This is a genomic window from Clostridium sp. AF02-29 (genome assembly GCF_934835585.1).
Classification (GTDB): Bacteria; Bacillota; Clostridia; order Lachnospirales; family Lachnospiraceae; genus Otoolea; species Otoolea fessa.
The window spans coordinates 23,708-41,463 of the sequence record NZ_CAKVZK010000004.1; the positions used below are offsets into that span (position 1 = coordinate 23,708).

At 50.1% G+C, this 17,756-nt stretch carries 18 protein-coding genes; 3 read left to right on the forward strand and 15 right to left on the reverse strand.

Annotated features, from left to right (window positions below; genetic code table 11):
- The first annotated feature begins 219 nt into the window (after positions 1-219).
- Positions 220-1,242 (forward strand): PTS sugar transporter subunit IIC, encoded by a 1,023-nt coding sequence (locus PUQ60_RS01945; RefSeq protein ID WP_022359346.1) that lies wholly within the window; start codon positions 220-222, stop codon positions 1,240-1,242.
- Between the two features lie 105 nt (positions 1,243-1,347).
- Here the strand turns inward: PUQ60_RS01945 and PUQ60_RS01950 are convergent, their stop codons facing one another.
- From PUQ60_RS01950 to PUQ60_RS01960, 3 genes are all read right to left on the reverse strand, one after another.
- On the reverse strand, positions 1,348-2,202 hold the full coding sequence (locus PUQ60_RS01950; protein ID WP_022359345.1) for a RelA/SpoT domain-containing protein: 855 nt from the start codon (positions 2,200-2,202) through the stop codon (positions 1,348-1,350).
- 10 nt (positions 2,203-2,212) lie between these two features.
- The gene (gene galT, locus PUQ60_RS01955) at positions 2,213-3,718 is read right to left on the reverse strand and encodes a UDP-glucose--hexose-1-phosphate uridylyltransferase (protein WP_273380067.1); all 1,506 of its coding nucleotides are present in this window, start codon (positions 3,716-3,718) and stop codon (positions 2,213-2,215) included.
- Between the two features lie 172 nt (positions 3,719-3,890).
- Complete coding sequence (locus PUQ60_RS01960; RefSeq protein WP_273380068.1) at positions 3,891-4,424, reverse strand: Gx transporter family protein; 534 nt, start codon at positions 4,422-4,424, stop codon at positions 3,891-3,893.
- 286 nt (positions 4,425-4,710) lie between these two features.
- Here PUQ60_RS01960 and PUQ60_RS01965 point away from each other — a divergent pair, with 286 nt between their 5' ends.
- Together PUQ60_RS01965 and PUQ60_RS01970 are read left to right on the forward strand one after the other, a co-directional pair.
- Complete coding sequence (locus tag PUQ60_RS01965; RefSeq protein ID WP_273380069.1) at positions 4,711-5,736, forward strand: FAD:protein FMN transferase; 1,026 nt, start codon at positions 4,711-4,713, stop codon at positions 5,734-5,736.
- Positions 5,717-6,061, forward strand: a complete 345-nt coding sequence (locus tag PUQ60_RS01970) for a NusG domain II-containing protein (protein WP_022359341.1) — start codon at positions 5,717-5,719, stop codon at positions 6,059-6,061. The genes PUQ60_RS01965 and PUQ60_RS01970 overlap by 20 nt, the downstream gene beginning before the upstream one ends.
- 69 nt (positions 6,062-6,130) lie before the next feature.
- On the opposite strand, the gene PUQ60_RS01975 is transcribed toward PUQ60_RS01970, so the two are convergent.
- From PUQ60_RS01975 to PUQ60_RS02030, 12 genes are all read right to left on the reverse strand, one after another.
- Entirely contained in the window at positions 6,131-7,126 is a 996-nt protein-coding gene (locus PUQ60_RS01975; RefSeq protein ID WP_107000500.1) for an aldo/keto reductase, read from the reverse strand.
- 15 nt (positions 7,127-7,141) lie between these two features.
- A complete protein-coding gene (locus PUQ60_RS01980; protein WP_273380071.1) occupies positions 7,142-8,002 on the reverse strand; it encodes an SseB family protein in 861 nt (286 codons plus the stop codon).
- A 16-nt stretch (positions 8,003-8,018) separates the two neighbouring features.
- On the reverse strand, positions 8,019-8,648 hold the full coding sequence (locus tag PUQ60_RS01985) for a DUF3877 family protein (RefSeq protein ID WP_182427961.1): 630 nt from the start codon (positions 8,646-8,648) through the stop codon (positions 8,019-8,021).
- A 97-nt stretch (positions 8,649-8,745) separates the two neighbouring features.
- Positions 8,746-9,243 (reverse strand): metallophosphoesterase, encoded by a 498-nt coding sequence (locus tag PUQ60_RS01990; RefSeq protein WP_107000502.1) that lies wholly within the window; start codon positions 9,241-9,243, stop codon positions 8,746-8,748.
- The gene (gene rdgB, locus PUQ60_RS01995; RefSeq protein ID WP_117796170.1) at positions 9,243-9,842 is read right to left on the reverse strand and encodes an RdgB/HAM1 family non-canonical purine NTP pyrophosphatase; all 600 of its coding nucleotides are present in this window, start codon (positions 9,840-9,842) and stop codon (positions 9,243-9,245) included. Before rdgB ends, PUQ60_RS01990 begins: the two co-directional genes overlap by 1 nt.
- A gap of 115 nt (positions 9,843-9,957) precedes the next feature.
- On the reverse strand, positions 9,958-11,667 hold the full coding sequence (locus PUQ60_RS02000) for a lectin like domain-containing protein (protein ID WP_337538669.1): 1,710 nt from the start codon (positions 11,665-11,667) through the stop codon (positions 9,958-9,960).
- On the reverse strand, positions 11,657-12,823 hold the full coding sequence (locus PUQ60_RS02005) for a class I SAM-dependent RNA methyltransferase (protein ID WP_273380089.1): 1,167 nt from the start codon (positions 12,821-12,823) through the stop codon (positions 11,657-11,659). The genes PUQ60_RS02000 and PUQ60_RS02005 overlap by 11 nt, the downstream gene beginning before the upstream one ends.
- Before the next feature lie 141 nt (positions 12,824-12,964).
- Positions 12,965-13,276: a rhodanese-like domain-containing protein gene (locus PUQ60_RS02010; protein ID WP_273380091.1), complete on the reverse strand. Its 312-nt coding sequence runs from the start codon at positions 13,274-13,276 to the stop codon at positions 12,965-12,967.
- 217 nt (positions 13,277-13,493) lie between these two features.
- Positions 13,494-13,694 (reverse strand): hypothetical protein, encoded by a 201-nt coding sequence (locus PUQ60_RS02015; protein ID WP_107000506.1) that lies wholly within the window; start codon positions 13,692-13,694, stop codon positions 13,494-13,496.
- A gap of 264 nt (positions 13,695-13,958) precedes the next feature.
- A complete protein-coding gene (locus PUQ60_RS02020) occupies positions 13,959-14,678 on the reverse strand; it encodes a C40 family peptidase (RefSeq protein WP_273380093.1) in 720 nt (239 codons plus the stop codon).
- A 379-nt stretch (positions 14,679-15,057) separates the two neighbouring features.
- On the reverse strand, positions 15,058-16,815 hold the full coding sequence (locus tag PUQ60_RS02025) for a HAMP domain-containing sensor histidine kinase (RefSeq protein ID WP_273380094.1): 1,758 nt from the start codon (positions 16,813-16,815) through the stop codon (positions 15,058-15,060).
- Positions 16,812-17,489 (reverse strand): response regulator transcription factor, encoded by a 678-nt coding sequence (locus tag PUQ60_RS02030; protein ID WP_022359328.1) that lies wholly within the window; start codon positions 17,487-17,489, stop codon positions 16,812-16,814. Before PUQ60_RS02030 ends, PUQ60_RS02025 begins: the two co-directional genes overlap by 4 nt.
- Between the last annotated feature and the right edge of the window lie 267 nt (positions 17,490-17,756).

Below are 17,756 nucleotides of genomic sequence, written 5' to 3' on the forward strand. Positions count from 1 at the left end.
TCGAAAACACCTCGTCAATTATTTTTTATTGTACCATAACTTTTTTACTTTTTTCTATATTTTCTCTTGTATTTTCTCCATTTCGTGTTAAAATACAAACGTCCATTACACCTGTCAAGACAGGTGTAAGCCATTTATTTGACTGTCATGGATTTGACCGGAATGGCTGAAACGATTCATTCCGTTCACAATTATTTTACTCTGGGAGGTTCTATCAATATGGAACGTGTGAAAGCTTTTCTGAAACGGAAGCAGGTTGTCATCTCCGTTCAGACGTATCTCATCGATGCGCTGGGCGCGATGGCATTTGGTCTGTTTGCTTCTCTTCTGATCGGTACCATTTTCGGCACGCTGGGGGAAAAAACAGGCGTTGTAATTTTTACTACGATCGCAGGCTACGCCAAGAGCGCGACCGGTGCGGCGCTCGGCGTCTCGATTGCCTACGCCTTAAAGGCACCGACGCTCGTCCTTTTCTCCGCCGCTACCGTCGGCATCGCGGGCAATGAACTCGGCGGTCCGGTCGGCGCGCTCGTTGCCACCATCATCGCAGCCGAGCTTGGAAAAATCGTCTCCAAAGAGACACCGGTTGATATTCTCGTCACCCCGGGCGTCACCATCATCTCCGGTATCCTGGCCGCACAGTTTGTCGGTCCGGGCGTCTCTGCATTCATGACCGCTTTCGGAAATCTGGTGAAGACAGCGACCGTCATGCAGCCGCTTTTCATGGGTATTCTGGTTTCTGCCCTGATCGGCATCGCCCTGACGCTTCCGATCAGCAGTGCGGCAATCTGCATCATGTTAAGCCTCGACGGTCTGGCAGGCGGTGCCGCCACCGCAGGCTGCTGCGCGCAGATGGTCGGATTTGCCGTTTTAAGCTTCTGTGAAAATAAATGGGGTGGTCTTCTGGCACAGGGACTCGGAACCTCGATGCTCCAGATGGGAAATATCGTCCGGAACCCGAAAATCTGGATTCCACCGACACTCGCCTCGATGGTCACCGGTCCGCTCTCCACGATGGTCTTCCATCTGGAAAATATTCCAGCCGGTTCCGGCATGGGAACCTGCGGTCTCGTCGGACCGATCGGCATCTACACCGCCATGCAGGGAAGTGGAAATTCGATGATGTGGCCGGGCATCCTGCTCATCTGCTTCGTGCTTCCGGCTGTTTTGACCCTGTTCTTCGGCGCACTTTGCCGGAAAGCTGGATGGATCAAGGAAGGCGATTTGAAGCTGGATCTATAAGTATAGCTCCATAAAACAGGCATTGAAATGCTCTTCATCCACCACTGTGTGGATAGCAAGCATTCCAATGCCTGTTTTTTGATCCAGTTATCTTTTCCCTATTCCTTATCGTTCTTCTTTCCCCAGCAGCTCCCGCATACTTGCGAGCAGCTTCGCCTCTTTGTCTTCCTTATCTTCTCCGAGCAGGACCTCTTCAAACTCCTTCTCCACCTTCATCCGGCGGAAATACGAGCTCATTTCATCCGCCATGCCGGAGAGCCGGTTTAACAGACGGGAGAAATCGCGCAGCATCACGTCGTCCTTGTGGTACGGATAAACAATGTCGTGGTCAACCTCACTCCATCCCTCCTCGAACAGCGTTCTCGCCTGAATCTCGACGTAGTAACCGCGGTATTTGATGATGTAATGAAGGGAACGGTAGATACCGCCTGACTTGATTTCGATCACATTTTCATCGTAGATCCGGCTGTCCCCGTTTCGGCGGTATACCTTCGGACGCTCTGCAATATAGCAGTGTGTCTCATCGTTGTCAAAATCGCGCTCACGGTCTTTCACATACTGCTCCGGAGCATTTTCAAACGCCGATGTGATGTATTCATGGAAATGACGCCAATCCTCACGGTACAGGAAGAATACACGGATACCGATAAGGTCCGTCACGTATTTCCAGTAATTATCAACTCCCAGCTGGGCAAATTTCTCCGGCTGCTCTTTTTTCTTGCGGATGATCTTCTCCAGCAGATGCCCCGGTGCCTTGGTACGGTAACGGTAGGAATGGATCCCCGCTTTTTCAATATCATACAGATACTTATCTACAAAATCCTTGCCAATCTCCCGCAGCTTTCCCTCGATCGTCGCATAATGATCCGCGATCGCAGTCAATTCCTCCCAGGAAACGCCCGCCGCGTCAAAGTCTTCCTGTTCGATCCGATATTTTCTTAAAAATAAATCTCTCTCCATTATCTCCTCTTTATCGGAAGCCCACTGAGCGCAGGAACCGGGCAAATGCCTCCCTGCCTTCCGGCGTACACTTATATACACCCGCGTCTTCCAGTACCTGCTCAAAGACAAGACCTACCTCTTTTTGCAGGATTTCGTTTATATTTTCACTTGTTATATGCTCATACTTCGGCAGGAACTCATCCACCCAGTCCGCATGCTTTTCAAGCTCCGGATTGGAACGGATATCGCCTCCGGAAAGGATCGCCTCCGCCAGATCGGCAAGCTCCTGTTTCAATCTGGACGGGAGCACCGCCAGACCCATGACCTCGATCAGACCGATATTTTCTTTCTTGATGTGATGCAGCTTCGCGTGCGGATGGTAAACACCAAGCGGATACTCATCCGTCGTGATGTTATTGCGGAGCACCAGATCCAGCTCATAGAAATCGCCATTCTTTCTGGCAATCGGCGTGATCGTGTTGTGCGGTTCTCCGTCCGTCTCGGCATAAATAAAGGCATCCTCATCCGTATAGCTGCGCCATGCACACAGCACTTTTTCGCCAAGATCAATCAGGCGGTCCGAATTCTTGGAACGAGTCCGCAGAACTGACATCGGCCATTTAACGATTCCGGCTTCCACATCCTCGAAGCCTTCCATCTCAAATTTCTGTTCAATCGGCGCTTTTGCCATCGCAAACGTGTAATGTCCGCCCTGGAAATGGTCGTGACTTAAAATCGAACCGCCGACGATCGGCAGATCCGCATTGGACCCCAGGAAATAGTGCGGGAACAATTTCACAAAATCAAACAATTTGACAAACGTTGCCCGTTCGATCTTCATCGGCGTGTGCACACCGTTGAACACGATGCAGTGCTCATTGTAATACACATACGGCGAATACTGGAAGCCCCACTGGCTGTCATTGACCGTGATCGGGATAATGCGGTGGTTATTGCGCGCCGGATGGTTGACACGTCCGGCATAGCCTTCATTTTCCTTGCATAAGAGGCATTTCGGATAACCGCTCTGCTTTGCCAGTTTGGCTGCCGCGATTGCCTTCGGATCTTTCTCCGGCTTGGATAAATTAACCGTGATGTCCAGCTCCCCGTATTTTGTATCCGTTTTCCATTTCATATCCTTGGAAACACGGTAACGGCGGATGTAATTGGAATCCTGGCTCAATTTGTAATAATAATTGGTTGCCGCCTCCGGCGATTCCTCATACAATTTCCAGAACTGTCCAATCACCTCGCTCGGGCGCGGCATCAGGCAGTTCATCAGCTTCGTGTCGAACAGATCGCGGTACACCACGCCGTCCTCCTTCAAAACGCCCGTCTCATGTGCATAATCAAGCAGGGCATCCAACGTTTCTTCCAGTGAAACCTCCCTGCATGCGCCCTGTGGTTCTTCATATTCATCCAGTTCCAGAACCTCGAGAATCTGATTCGTCGCGTAAATGCGATCCGACTCCTGAAGAAGCCCCGTATTGACTCCGTACTGTACTAAATTTCTGATTGCTTCATATACTGCCATACCCCATCCTCCTGACTGAAAAACAACCTTGCTGTTTCATTCTTATCCTTTTATCATTATAACTTTAGCTGCCCGTATACCATTGCGCCACCTTATCTCATGGCATTTTCGGTTCCAAAAATGCCTGCATATGAACAGTCACTGTACATCCTCTTACTCTTGTGGCTGCCATTTACATAAATTTTGTCAAATCCAGACATTTTAAGCGGTTTACCAGGATTCCTCCGAGAAGCCCAATCAGCGCCCCCGCTGCCGTTCCGGCTGCCAGAAGCACCGGAAGATAGTAGAACAGACTCGCATTTTCCACCACCAGCGCCGCCACGATAAGCTGCCCGATGTTGTGTCCCGCACCACCCAGGATGCTGACACCGGTCACGCCGAACCAGTCCAACCGGCGGAACAGCACCATCAGAAGAAGGCTGACCGCAGCACCTGCCAGACTATACAGCATCATCGACAGGTTTCCAAACGTAAATCCTACCAACACGATACGCACCAATGCAATCGCCGCTGCCGCACCGGCTCCCAGCAGATACAGGCTCACGATCGACGCCAGATTCGCCAGTCCCAGCTTGACTCCCGGAACGCCCAGGTTGATCGGTATCAGGGTCTCGACATAGCTCAGCAGAAATGCCAGTGCTGTCATCATTCCATATAAAGCGATTTTTCCGGCTCTGGATGTGCCTGCTCGTCCTTTTTTCTGCATTTCTTCCTCCTCTGTATACCTCTATAATATATTAGTAAAAATTTTTAGTTTTGTAAAGCGCGTAACGGTTCACAGATAGGAATTTTCTGAACTGAAAATTCCGTACGATACAGTTCTGGCGTTACTGTTCACGCATACGTGCCCAGTAACGTTCTGGCTGCCGATGCGTTTAGTTTCTGGGCCGTAATCTTGACTTTCCTATCAACCTTTGTTAGAGTAGTTGCAGACATTTTTGCAAACATAGTTTCAAACCGAATTTTCGATATTTTTAAGAATGGAGCTCTTTATGAAAAAAAAGGATTTATCCGCGCTTCTGACACTTCTTGCCGTCGTATTTTTTGGCTGCGGCGCGGCGCTTCTTTTCAGCAAATCCCGCCGGGAGCCGATCAGCCGTTCCGCGTTTCTGCTGAATACATTTGTCAATATCACACTCTATGATTCGCAGGATGAAGCGATCCTTGACCACTGTGTGGACATGTGCCAGGAGTACGAAAACCGTTTCAGCAAGACGATCGAGGGCAGCGAGCTTTACAAGTTAAACCACCGCAGCACCGACGAGACGACTTTTACTGTCTCCGACGATATGGCGGCGATGATTTCTGAAGGACTGCATTACAGTGAGGTTTCCCATGGTGCCTACGACCTGACGATCGAACCGCTCAGTTCTCTCTGGAATTTTACCAGCGACGAGCACGTGATCCCGGCGGAGGATGACATAACAGCGGCGGCAGAACGCGTCAACTGGAAAAATGTGAAACTTGACGGAAACACTTTAACCTTCCTCTCCCCGGACACGACGATTGACCTCGGCTCCATCGCCAAGGGCTACATTGCCGACCGCATGAAAGACTATCTGACCGAATCCGGCGTCGAAAGCGCCATCATCAACCTGGGCGGCAACGTACTCTGTGTCGGTGAACGCACAAACCACCAGCCGTTCCGCATCGGGCTGCAGAAACCGTTTGCCGACTATGCAACGGTCTTTGCCGATCTGAATATTGATGACATGTCCGTTGTCTCCTCCGGCGTCTATGAGCGCCATTTTGAGGAAAACGGTGTCAATTACCATCACCTGTTAAACCCGAAAACAGGCTATCCGTACCAGAACGGACTGGTTGCCGTGACGATCGTCTCCCCGCGTTCAGTGGACGGCGATGTACTCAGCACGACCTGTTTCTCGATGGGACTGGATAAGGGTCTGGAACTCATCAATTCGATGGATGGCATTTATGCTTATTTTATCACGGATGATTATGAACTGATTTACTCGGATGGAGCGGAGGCATTTATTGATGAAATCAAAGAAAAATAGAAATGATTTTGTTTTGATTCTGGTTCTTCTTGCCGTCATACTCATCGGTTTTCTGGTTGTGCGCTTGCAGCGCCAGAAGGATGCTTTTACCGTCGATGTCAGTGTCGATGGAACAACCGTCGCCACCTACCGGCTGGATGAGGAGATAGACACCTGGATCGATGGGTATCAGGGGGGACAAAATCATCTGGTGATTCAAGATGGATGTGCCCGGATCGAAGAGGCAGACTGCCCGGACAAGCTCTGTGTGAAGCAGGGAACTGTTTCAAAAAGTGGGGAGTCGCTGGTTTGCCTGCCGAATAGGGTGGTTGTGGCGGTTAAATAGATATGGTTTGCCAACACGGACGGAAACGCCCAGCGGGTACGCATAATTGCGCCGCTGGGCGTTTTCTGTTTATTTTATTCCACAAATTTGATCAATTTTAAGCAGCTCTTCCTCGCTCAACGGTGCCCCATCCAACATTTTCAGATTATCTAATATCTGCTCCGGTTTGGACGCACCGATGAGAACGCTGGTTACCACAGGATCCTTCATGACCCATTTGAGCGCCATCTGGGAGAGTTTTTCGCCTCTCTGTCCGGCCATCTCGTTGAGGGCGCGGATCTGGCTGATTTTTTCTTCGGTGAGCTGGTCTTTTTTGAGAAATCTACCGTCGGTCATGACGCGGCTGTCGGCTGGGATGCCGTACAGATAACGGTCGGTTAAGGTTCCCTGTGCAAGCGGGCTGAATGCAATCAGACCTTTCTTTTCTTTGACAGCGGCTTCTTTTAAGCCGTTGTTTTCGATCGTGCGGTCAAAGATGCTGTAGCGGTTCTGATTGATGACGAACGGGCATTTCAGATCACGCAGGATCGCAGCGGCCTCCTGCATTTTTTGTCCATTGTAGTTGGAAAGTCCTGCATAGAGAGCTTTTCCGCTCTTAACTGCCTGATCGAGTGCTCCCATCGTCTCCTCAAGCGGCGTCTCCGGGTCCATCCGGTGATGGTAGAAAATGTCTACATACGGAAGTCCCAGGCGTGTAAGGCTCTGATCGAGGCTTGCGAGCAGGTATTTGCGGCTGCCCCAGTTTCCATAAGGGCCGTTCCACATCTCGTATCCGGCTTTCGTGCTGATGATCAGCTCGTCTCGATATGGCATGAAATTTTCCTTTACAATCCGTCCCAGATTTTCCTCAGCACTTCCCGGCTCCGGTCCATAATTGTTGGCAAGGTCAAAGTGCGTGACACCATTGTCAAAGGCGGTAAAACACAGCTTCCGCATTGTCTCATAGACGCCGGTGCTGCCAAAATTATGCCAGAATCCCAGCGAAACTGCCGGGAGTCTGAGTCCGCTGCTGCCGCAGCGGTTGTAGGTCATTCCATCATATCTTGCGTCTGCTGCCTGATACATATACTCTTTCCTTTCCTACTCCCGTCCAGCCTCTGCCTGAACCTCGCGGATAGCTGCGTCGATCTGTGCCTCTACGGATACCGGCTTCTGGACCGGTGCTTCCGGCTGCTTCTTTACTTTCTGTACGGTCAGCGGCATATTAACGCCCAGCGGATTGAGAACGATGCCCTTTGCCTCCTCCGGGAGTACCTGAGCCAGCTTGAGCGCATCTACGACAACCGGGCGGAATTTCTTCTCACGGTTGAAACGCTGGAACTCGATCACATCCGTAAAGATCGGCTGGAAAATATCTCCGCTCTTTAATTTAACCAGCGGAATGCCATTTCCTTCCTCTGGAAGCGGCACGATATAGCGGCCCTTCGTGAAGTGCGCGCCGATCTCCTCCTGTAAATCGTTTAATTCCGGCGTAATCTCCTGATTTGGCTGACGGCGCAGATCCTGCATATAGTAAAGCATCGTCAGGTGCAGCTCCGGGTTCTCCACCCAGACTTTTCCATTCTTGCTCTCCTCCGGGTCTTTGCGTCTTACAAACTCGGTCAGCTGAATCATCTTCTGCTCCTCGCCCACGTGTACCTGGATAGCATTGACACCCATCGTGTAAAGGCTGGTATAGAAAAGCAGAAGGCTCTTTCTGTCTACCTTCGCGATTCCTACCGGAATCTGCTGCCCTGCCAGCTTCTGTGCGCCTGCCTTTGCGCCCTCTTCGTCCGTAAACAGCAGGATGGCATCATCCATTGTTTCCGGATCACAGTATACATACGGCTCTTTCGTACATCCAGAAAGAATGGCATATAAGGAATCTGCCTCTCTTAACTTCTGTGCGAAGATATCCGGCTCCTGTTCATTCGTATTTGTCTGCTTTGTCTCGTTTTCCATCCGTCTAATCTCCTTTTTATTGAATCGTCATCAATGCCTCAAAATCAGCCCGTGCAAATCGGTGGTAAATCGTGTGCCCCATCTCCTCACGGATGCAGTAATCATATGCATCGATGCTGCTGTCTGTAAAATAAATGACATAATCAAAATCCATGCCGTCCGGCATCTGCCGACACTCATACGCGCCGAATTTTTCAAACACAGCGGTAATCTCTTCCTTTGTGCAGGCGTGCTTTTCCCGAAACAACTGGATCAGCTCCTTTAAAAACGGCGGTTCCGGAACCTGCTCATGGACATACTCCACAAAATCCGGCGGGATCGTAAAGACGATCCGATCGGCGTGGATCCGAATCTGGGTATCTCCCATTTTCTCCTTCTTCGCCTCCAGCTCATGCCGTATCTTCTTCGCCAGCTCCCGGATATCCGTCTCCTGCATCTCCAGCATCGCATTCAGGGAAGAAAGCGGATAATAAAGGCGCATCGTCTCCCTGGCATAACCAAGTTTTAGCTGCGCCTCTTTGATCTGATCCGTCATATTTTGAATTAAAGCTTCCAGTTTCATGTCATACTCCTGCCTCGGAAACGAAACCTCCGTCCCCGGCATCTTTATTGGGTCGATTGAATCATTGATAAGTACCTTTTTCACAATCTCTCTCATTATAACAATTTACCGAAAATGCGTCAATATGCGGATATTTGCTTTTTCGGTTTCTGTTCACGCATATGTGCCCAGTAACAGACCTCTACAAATAGCAGGTCGTAAAATGCGCCTCGCCCTCGTCATCCAGATCCATGAGCATGTAGCTCGGGCGTCTGCCCTCCTGGCGCGGAAACGAAAGACTGCCCGGATTCAACACAGTCAGATCCCCGCGCCGCTCCAGATACGGCTTGTGGGTATGTCCAAACATCGCAATCTGCACGCCGCGATCCTGTGCCTCATCGATCAGACGCTCCGTCCCAACCGATACGCTATAAAAATGACCGTGGGTCAGAAATGCGCGGTATTTTCCAATCGAAATCTCCTTCTCGCGGTCCAGATGGGAGAAAAAATCATTATTTCCCAGCACCATATAGACCTCGCAGTCCGGGTTCTGCTCCTTACACCACGACGTAATCATGTCCTCACTTCCCTCGGCGTCACCCAGATGAATGAACATGTCAAACGGTGCTTCATTCTGGATGACTTCCAGCAGATTACCATCCCGACGGTGGGTGTCGCTTGTAATTAATATTTTTTTCATCACTCGCCAAGCGCCTCCTTCAGCGCATCCTTCATCCGCTCCAGCGCCTTGCCCCGGTGGCTGATACGGTTTTTCTCCTCCATCGTGAGCTCTGCTGACGTTTTGCCGTACTCCGGCAGCCAGAGAATCGGATCATATCCAAATCCGCCGTTTCCAGCCGCTTCCTTTGCAATCTCGCCCTCCATCGCCGCTTCTGTGTGAAGCACTCTTCCATCCGGCAGCACTGCCGCGATATTGCACATAAAACGGGCGCTCCGCTCTTTTCCTTTTGCATCCTTCACGCGCTCAATCAAAATCCGGTTCTTTTCCTCATACGGTGTGTCCCCTAAATACCGCGCTGAATAAACGCCCGGCTCGCCGTTTAAATAATCGATCACCAGTCCAGAATCATCTGCCAGCACAATGCCGCCCGTCTTCTCCCAGACTGCCTTCGCCTTGATCTCTGCATTCTCGCGAAAGGTGGTTCCATTTTCCTCGATCTCGCCTTCAAATCCAGCCTCGCGCATCGTAACAATCTCACGGTTTAAATCCTTTAAAATCTCACGGATCTCTTTCAGCTTTCCCGCATTTCCCGTCGCAAATATAATTTTCTCGCTCACTTTTCCTCGCTCCTTTATCCTCAAACAGCATGGCTTTTCATATCCCGCCATTCCGAATCACCGTTCTTCAAAAACAGCTTCCGCCATACCTTCACATCCGTACCAGCAATCAATTCTAGGAATCCACATTTCTTGTATACGCTTTCAAACACACATTGCAGTTTTGCTCCGTCTCCACGCGCTCCCAGGAGGAACCGCGGTAACTGATATAGCCTTCACCGTCGCTTAAATCGACCGTCAGTCCCTTATCCGGCGAACTGTACTCGATCGCCACCGGATGAATCGCTCCCGGCGTCGTGATCTCGACAATCACGGCAAACCGTTCGCCTGCCTCCAGCGTCATCGTCTTATCCAGCAAAACCGTATAATATCCGGCGTTCGCAACCTCCCCGGAAGCCACCTTTCTGCGTCGCCCGAACTGGGAGCTGCCCTCGGCGTCCGTCACGGTATATACCTGATACGATGTATTTTCCCCGGTTGCATAGAAGCCGACTGCCTCCAGCTCTTCTTTCTCCTCTGCCGTATAAATATTGGCAAAAAATGCCGATTCTTTTCCGTAACCGAGCTGCCCGACCCAGCCGCACAGATCTGCCTGGTAAATGTGGTCGTAATTATCTGCCGACTCGATTCCGGAATAGAGAATGTTGTGGATCCCAATATTTGTATCATAGTAGGACACGTAAAAATACCCATCGTCCCCAAATTCGCCGCCCCAGCTGTTGGCACAGATAAACGCGCCATCCCCCTCCGGCGGCTGGTTAAAATTGTCTCTCGAATAGTGGTCATCCCAGCCGATGATCACAACGTCATGATTTGGCTTCTCATCGCCATTATACCAGTACGCCCCTGTCTCTTTCCGGTAATAATGCGTGTCGTCGCGGTCACTGACCATCGCCGTATACAGGGAGCTCTGAACGCCTCCGTACAGATAAACCGCCCGTTTAACCGCCTCATAATCCTTCTCCGGCAACACCTGTATCTCCTGCACATGACAAGCAGGTCTTAAACCGTCAGGCGAATATCCGTCGCCGTATGGATCCTCTTCTTCCAGCACCGGCCCCTGCCACGCCAGCAGATACGCCATCGACATCGTATACTCGCCCCCGGCATTCTGTGAAAAATGGAAGCTGTTCCTGAGGGACATATGATCCTCCGAAAAGCTGACATTCCACTCCGGCCGGACACGACTTTCCAGCGCCATCACCGATGCAAATGCCCAGCACGTTCCGAGACTCCCCTGGTTTTTAACCGCCGGTGCCCGGCCAGCCTTCCGGTAATCATAGGATTCCGGCAAAAACGTGGCTGGATCCTCTGACCCGGTCAGTTCCATTTTCCGGTTCTCTGCATCCCAATTTTCTTCATAGGAAAATACCTCCGTCACCGCCTCAAGCGGCACATACAGGATTCCATTTTCCCACTCTGGGGGTGCTGCAATCGTCTGGCTCTCCTCCCCAAGCAAAAGTTCCGGGCTTCCGACCGTCATCTCCGCATGAGTATTGCCGCGCTCCATCACAAGCCGGTTTCCATCGTAGAGAAGCGCCGCACAGGAAAGCGCCTCCGGCAGCATCCCATACGGTATCATAAACTGCCCGTCCTGCGACATTCTCAAGCTTCCAAGCTGCGGATCGACCATTGTTCCATCGACTTCCAGCGTGATCGGGCTGTCATTAATCTCCTCGGCCATCTGCTCATACCACTCCGGCTGCCACTCGGCGCTCTCCTCCGTCTTTTCCACCTGTTTCGGAATATGAATCAGACGGTTCTCGCGTACCAGAAATCCCAGCAGAAGCACCAGAAGCGCCCCATAGAAAACATTACGCTTCAACCTGATCCCCCGTTTTTCTTCTCGGCGGCTTCGGACCCATAAACTGATAATAATACGTCTTCATCATACCATTGTAGATTTTCCGGTTCTTGTCCGCTTTCCTGCCAATATAGCGCTCTGCGTCCTCATACGCGGTAATCAGGTACATCGACCAGGAATCCAGCGCCTTAAACCGTTCACCGATCGTCTTATAGAGCGCTGGAAGGTTCTTTTTCTCCTCGATACGCTCGCCGTAAGGCGGGTTTGTGATAATAAAGCCATATTTCTTCGGATGGCTCAGCTGCGCCACCGGGCGCTCCTGGAAATGAATCATGTGATCCACTCCGGCTCTCTCCGCATTTTCCCGCGCCGCCTTGATTACCTCGCCGTCAATATCGTAGCCCTGAATGTCTACCTTTACGGTATCATCCACCATCTCGGTCGCTTCATCGATCGCGTCGTACCAGCATTTCTTCGGAATCAGGTTTGTCCAGCTCTCCGACAGGAAGGAACGGTTCATGCCCGGTGCCATATTTGCCGCGATCATCGCCGCCTCGATTGGGAAAGTACCGCTTCCGCAGAACGGATCGACCAGAATCCGGTCCGCTTTCCACGGAGTCAGAAGAATCAGCGCCGCTGCCAGTGTTTCCGTGATCGGCGCCTTACTCGTCATCTGACGGTAACCGCGCTTGTGCAGCGACTCGCCGCTCGTATCGATACCGACTGTCACCTGATCCTTATAGAAAAAGACGCGCAGCGGATATTCATTGCCCGTCTCCGGCATCCGGTCCAGATCGTAATATTCCTGCATATGACGGGCAATCGCCTTTTTCATAATTTTCTGGATATCTGACGGGCTGAACAGCTTACTCGAAATAGACGACGCCTTTTTAACCCAGCATTTACCGTCCTTCGGAAGATATTTCTCCCATGGAATCGCACGGGTCGCCTCAAACAGCTCGTCAAAGGTCACTGCCTTGAAGCTTCCCACTTTTAAAAGGACGCGCTCCGCCGTCCGCAGAAAAATATTCGCACGGCAGATCGCCTCCGCATCGCCGATAAAGGTTACGCGGCCATTTTCCACCTCGGTAACCTCATAGCCCAGATCCACTACCTCTTTTTTTAACACTGCTTCCAGTCCAAAATGACAGGGAGCAATCAGTTCATATCGTTCCAATCTTTTTTCCTCTTATCTCTCTGTGGATTCATTGCCAAATCATTTCATGCAAAGAACCCTTTTATTTTCATTACAGTCTTCACCATTTTTATTCTAGTTGACTGGTCTGCATCTGTCAATGAAAAGCCGCGGCAAAAGTGTCTATCTCAGGCTGCACTGATACTTTCCCTGATAAAAGCGGTAACCGCCGCCCAGATTATAAACCTCATATCCCATCCGGTCATACCAGCCGCACACCAGAAGGCTTTCACTCCCCCGCGCACAGTAAAACAGAAGCGGACGTTCACCTGTAAGTGTCTGCCGGTTATCCTGAAGCCATAAAAATGGAATATTTTCCGCCTCGCAGAGGTGAGACACATTATATTCTTCCGGCGTCCGAAGGTCAATCAGCCGTCCCGTGTACCCTTGCTCCAGCCACGCGTCCAGATGCCGCACCGGTATGGTCTGATACATCCGTCATCCCTCCTCATTTTATACAAAAACGGTTTCTGACAGAACCCGATTTCTTTTTTAACTCTATGTAATATTAATATATGCTTTGTCCGGCGGACAGGTGTCAGAGGAGATGCGGCAGCCTCTTCCATTGGCTAGAAAACGAACAAATGCCGGGAAACGGTGGATATTCCGCATTCCCGGCATTCACTATTTTTTCTCTTATCTGCCTGTCTCATCAGTCACAATCGCTGTAATCATCCTCTGTCTTGTCCTGATACTGGTTTTTAGAGCTATTCCTGGAACGGTTCTGGCTCTGGTTCTGCATGCGGTTCTGGCTCTGGTTGGAACCATAATTAGAGCTGTTCTTGGATGCATTTTTGGTGCTGTTTTTCTCGGCACTGTTATCATAGTTGCTGTAACTGTTTTTGCTTGACATAAGTCATTCCTCCTAAATTCCTGCCCTGTCAGGTTTTCTACGTGTCGGTTCCGGCTTCCTGTGAACAGCCGCTTAACCGTCACTTTCTTGTTACAGGTCTTAGTATGGAATTTTACTGCGAAAGTATGCAGGGTAATTCTTACTTTTTATGCCAGAAATAATTTTTTGTTTCATAGGACGCAATTTCCTATGAAATCAAAAAACATCTGCATCCAACCCTTTTTTCATAAAAAGGTTCCATGCAGATGTTTCGTAAATTCATTCTTAACCCAGCACGTTCACAATCTTAACCGGTGTGCGGTAGTTCCATGGGGAAGTCTTGATGCCGGTCCTTTCAGTTGAAGCATGTACCACTTTGCCGTCGCCGATATACATCGCTACATGGTTGATACCTCTTCCGCTTCCGTAGAAAATCAGGTCGCCCGGCTGCATCTGGTCAGCGCTGATTGCTGTACCCTGCTTGGACTGGGAAGCTGAAGAACGGTTCAGGCTCACACCGGCACCGTGCTGCATCACATATTTCGTAAAACCAGAACAGTCAACACCTGTGTGCGGGTCGCTGCCGCCAAATTTATAACGTCCACCTACAAACTGCAGTGCATAATTGACTAACTGCTCTCTGGTCGAGAGATTGCTCTGCTCTGCGACAAATGCATCTGCGACTGCAGCTGCTTCCTCTGCCTTGCTGAGCATAACGCTACTCTGAACCTTCAAATAGCCTTCCATCTCACCGGCCGCTACCTTGATCCAGCTGTCATCTGCCTTTCCAACTACGTCATAGGACTCGCCCTTTTCAGCCATCGCTACTACTTCTGAGTTTTCATCCTCATCCGCATAGATCGAAAGGTCTGCTGCCACGGTTGCCACCATGTCGCTTTCATAACCTGTAGACGGCCCCGCAAAAGCTACCTGCGCGCTGCCAATGGTCAGCATTGAGCACACGCATACCATACTGAAAAGTTTCTTTGTTCTATTTAAATTCATGCTTCAAAACTCCTTAATTAGATTTTGTGATTCCCGCAGATATTGCTGAAACAAAAGAATCGAGTCCCAATCGCTGTGGTGTTATCTATCGTTCGAAATGTTACATAATTATTAAATCTTATTACATTGTTATTATATTTTCTTTTCGTTGTCAAGGAAATGACGGATCTTTTATATTTATTTAAGATTTTAATTTCCGACAAAAAAGCGCAAAAATACAGGGAATTTCAACCATATTGGGACAAAATATTTTTGCCCCAGGCTGCCGAAATGCCCTGTATTTTCAAGTGTTTTTTATATCATCTCATATATAATGCAAATCACGATTCTGAAACATATTTCATAATTCTAAGATTCTGTCTCTGGCAAAATTTTATTTTCATTTTTCACCAGCCGTGTCCAGCGTAAACCAGAACTCCACACCGTTCTCATGGTTCTTCACACCGCACGCCTTATGGTGCATCTCCATGATCGCCTTGACGATCGAAAGCCCGATGCCGCTGCCGCCATATTCCCGCGTTCTCGCTTTATCTACCTTGTAAAACTTCGTCCAGAGGTTCGGAAGCGCTTCGTCCGGGATCGGATTTCCCGTGTTAAACACTTCCACGCAGACCTCTTTTCCATCGCGCCGGTGGTCAATCCGGATCTGAATCTTCTTCTCCCCGCCGCCCACATGATGAATCGCGTTCGTCAGATAATTGGTGATGACTTCCTCTATTTTAAATTCATCGCCCATGACGTAGACCGGTTCTTTCCCGTCAAAATCCACAGTCAGCTCATTCTGCTTAAGCAGCACACCGGAAGAAGAAATCACACTGGCAATCAGCTCCGTCAGGTCAAACCGCTCCACAGACAGCCGTTCTCCCCCAAATTCCAGCGCCGTCAAGGTCAGAAGCTGGCGCACCATCCGATTCATTTTCCCAGCCTCGTCCATGATAACGCCGCAGTAATAATCGCGGTTCTCCTTGTCCTCCGCCATGCCCTCGACGAGTCCTTCCGCATAGCCCTGAATCAGCGCGATCGGCGTCTTTAACTCATGCGACACATTCGCAATGAACTCCTTACGCATCTCATCGATCTGCACTTTCTCGTCAATATCCTTTTTAAGCTGTGCATTCGCCTCTTTCAGTTCCCCGATCGTTGTCTTGAGGCGCTCCGAAAGCACATTCATGCTGTTTCCAAGCGTATCAATTTCCTCCGTCGAGCGGCGGCTTGTCTCATAGCGGGCATCAAAATCCAGGTTCGACATCTTTTCCGACAGCTCCGACAGCCGTTTGATCGGCATCGTAATGTGCCGGGTAATAAAATAAATCAGAATACTTCCCGCCAGAATTACCACGATTCCAACAAACATCAGAAACCGGTTTGAGATAGCCGCGCTCTCATGGATGCTCTCCATCGGCATCGTCATGATGAAAATGGTCGCATTATCCGAGAAAAATCCCCAGCTTTCCAGATAAAACGTCTTGCTGAGCGGGTCAAACGTCTTCTGAATCATGTAGTTGTCATATTCCCGCAATACATCCCGCTTCGCCCCCGCATGACCGACGATATAGCGCCGCACCCGGTCACGCATGACTTCCACATCCCGCGCCGAGGAGACGAGTGTCTGGTCACTCTCGCTGTCATATAAAAGCAGGGAAATATTCGACCGGTCACGCAGCTCGCGGATCACATTTGCCAGCCGGACACCGCCGCTCGAAGCTTCCTCCCCATCCAGTGCATCCGCCGATGCATCCTCCGAGTCATCCTCCAGCACCACCGTGTCACCTTCCGCATATTCACCCAGCGCATCCTGTGTCTCATCGCCAGCCCTATCACCGGTTCCATTTTTACCAGACTGAGCCGAACCGCCATCCGCACTGTCCATATCAGGACTTCCATCTTTCGACTTCTGGTACTCTTTCCAACCCGAATTCAGCTCCGCCTGTGCGTCCTCCAGCGAACTCTCGCCATTCCGAACCTCATCCTGGATAATCGCGTCAATCGCCCGATATCCCTTTTCCAGCGTATGAATCTTATAATTCTGGTAATATCCGGACAGAAACCAGTTATTGATACACCAGATAAGCGCGATTGCAACCGTCATCAACCCGGCAAATATGATTGTAAATTTCCATCGGACCGAACGTTTCATTCGCTTACCTCAAATTTGTAGCCCATGCCCCAGATCGTCTTGATGTACTCGCCTTTCTCGCCCAGCTTACTCCGAAGCTTCTTCACGTGCGTATCGATCGTCCGTGCATCGCCGAAATAATCATAATTCCATACATTATTCAGAATTTTTTCTCTCGAAAGCGCAATTCCCTGATTCTCTGCAAAATACGTCATCAGCTCAAATTCCTTGTAGCTTAAATCCACCGGTTTTCCATCCACGCTGACCTGATGTGCCGTCTTATCAATGTGGATGCCGCCCACATCGATCACATCCTGGCTGCCGCCGTTGCTGCGGCGCAGGATCGCCTCCACACGTGCGACCAGGATCTTCGGACTGAACGGTTTGGAAATATACTCATCCACGCCCAGATTAAAGCCCTGCAGCTCGTCGCTCTCCTCGCCTCTCGCCGTCAGCATGATGATCGGCACCTGCGAATACTTGCGGATCGTCTTCACAACCTCCCAGCCGTCCATCTTCGGCATCATCACATCCAGAAGAATCAGCGCAATGTCCTTCTGCTGGAAAAACAGATCCACCGCCTCCTCGCCGTCCCCGGCTTCCAGCACCTGATACCCTTTAATCGAAAGGAAGTCCTTCACCAGCTTCCGCATCCTCGCCTCATCGTCCACGACCAGTATTTTAATCTTATCCATAAAATCTTCACCTCATTTATTTTACTCTGCCGTGTATGACAGAACCTTTTTCCACGCTGTCATATCCTGATTACATTCTCAATCTGTCTGTATTTTAGCAGATTCGGGTGGGAGATTCCATAGGTTCACAAAAGATTCATAGTTTCTACCACATATAGAAAAGAGAGTCCTTTTCCATCCTCCTGGGCTCCCCAATGCAAGCAATTTATATATTCAGTTGCCAAAGACAAATGGAACTTTTTCATCTCACACGCAAAACAGGACTGT

Excerpts from the sequence above, each read along its gene's own strand:
- PUQ60_RS01945 (WP_022359346.1), top strand. The coding sequence starts at position 220 with ATGGAACGTGTGAAAGCTTTTCTGAAACGGAAGCAGGTTGTCATCTCC.
- PUQ60_RS01950 (WP_022359345.1), bottom strand. The coding sequence starts at position 2,202 with ATGGAGAGAGATTTATTTTTAAGAAAATATCGGATCGAACAGGAAGAC.
- galT (WP_273380067.1), bottom strand. The coding sequence starts at position 3,718 with ATGGCAGTATATGAAGCAATCAGAAATTTAGTACAGTACGGAGTCAAT.
- PUQ60_RS01960 (WP_273380068.1), bottom strand. The coding sequence starts at position 4,424 with ATGCAGAAAAAAGGACGAGCAGGCACATCCAGAGCCGGAAAAATCGCT.
- PUQ60_RS01965 (WP_273380069.1), top strand. The coding sequence starts at position 4,711 with ATGAAAAAAAAGGATTTATCCGCGCTTCTGACACTTCTTGCCGTCGTA.
- PUQ60_RS01970 (WP_022359341.1), top strand. The coding sequence starts at position 5,717 with ATGAAATCAAAGAAAAATAGAAATGATTTTGTTTTGATTCTGGTTCTT.
- PUQ60_RS01975 (WP_107000500.1), bottom strand. The coding sequence starts at position 7,126 with ATGTATCAGGCAGCAGACGCAAGATATGATGGAATGACCTACAACCGC.
- PUQ60_RS01980 (WP_273380071.1), bottom strand. The coding sequence starts at position 8,002 with ATGGAAAACGAGACAAAGCAGACAAATACGAATGAACAGGAGCCGGAT.
- PUQ60_RS01990 (WP_107000502.1), bottom strand. The coding sequence starts at position 9,243 with ATGAAAAAAATATTAATTACAAGCGACACCCACCGTCGGGATGGTAAT.
- PUQ60_RS02010 (WP_273380091.1), bottom strand. The coding sequence starts at position 13,276 with ATGTATCAGACCATACCGGTGCGGCATCTGGACGCGTGGCTGGAGCAA.
- PUQ60_RS02015 (WP_107000506.1), bottom strand. The coding sequence starts at position 13,694 with ATGTCAAGCAAAAACAGTTACAGCAACTATGATAACAGTGCCGAGAAA.
- PUQ60_RS02020 (WP_273380093.1), bottom strand. The coding sequence starts at position 14,678 with ATGAATTTAAATAGAACAAAGAAACTTTTCAGTATGGTATGCGTGTGC.
- PUQ60_RS02025 (WP_273380094.1), bottom strand. The coding sequence starts at position 16,815 with ATGAAACGTTCGGTCCGATGGAAATTTACAATCATATTTGCCGGGTTG.
- PUQ60_RS02030 (WP_022359328.1), bottom strand. The coding sequence starts at position 17,489 with ATGGATAAGATTAAAATACTGGTCGTGGACGATGAGGCGAGGATGCGG.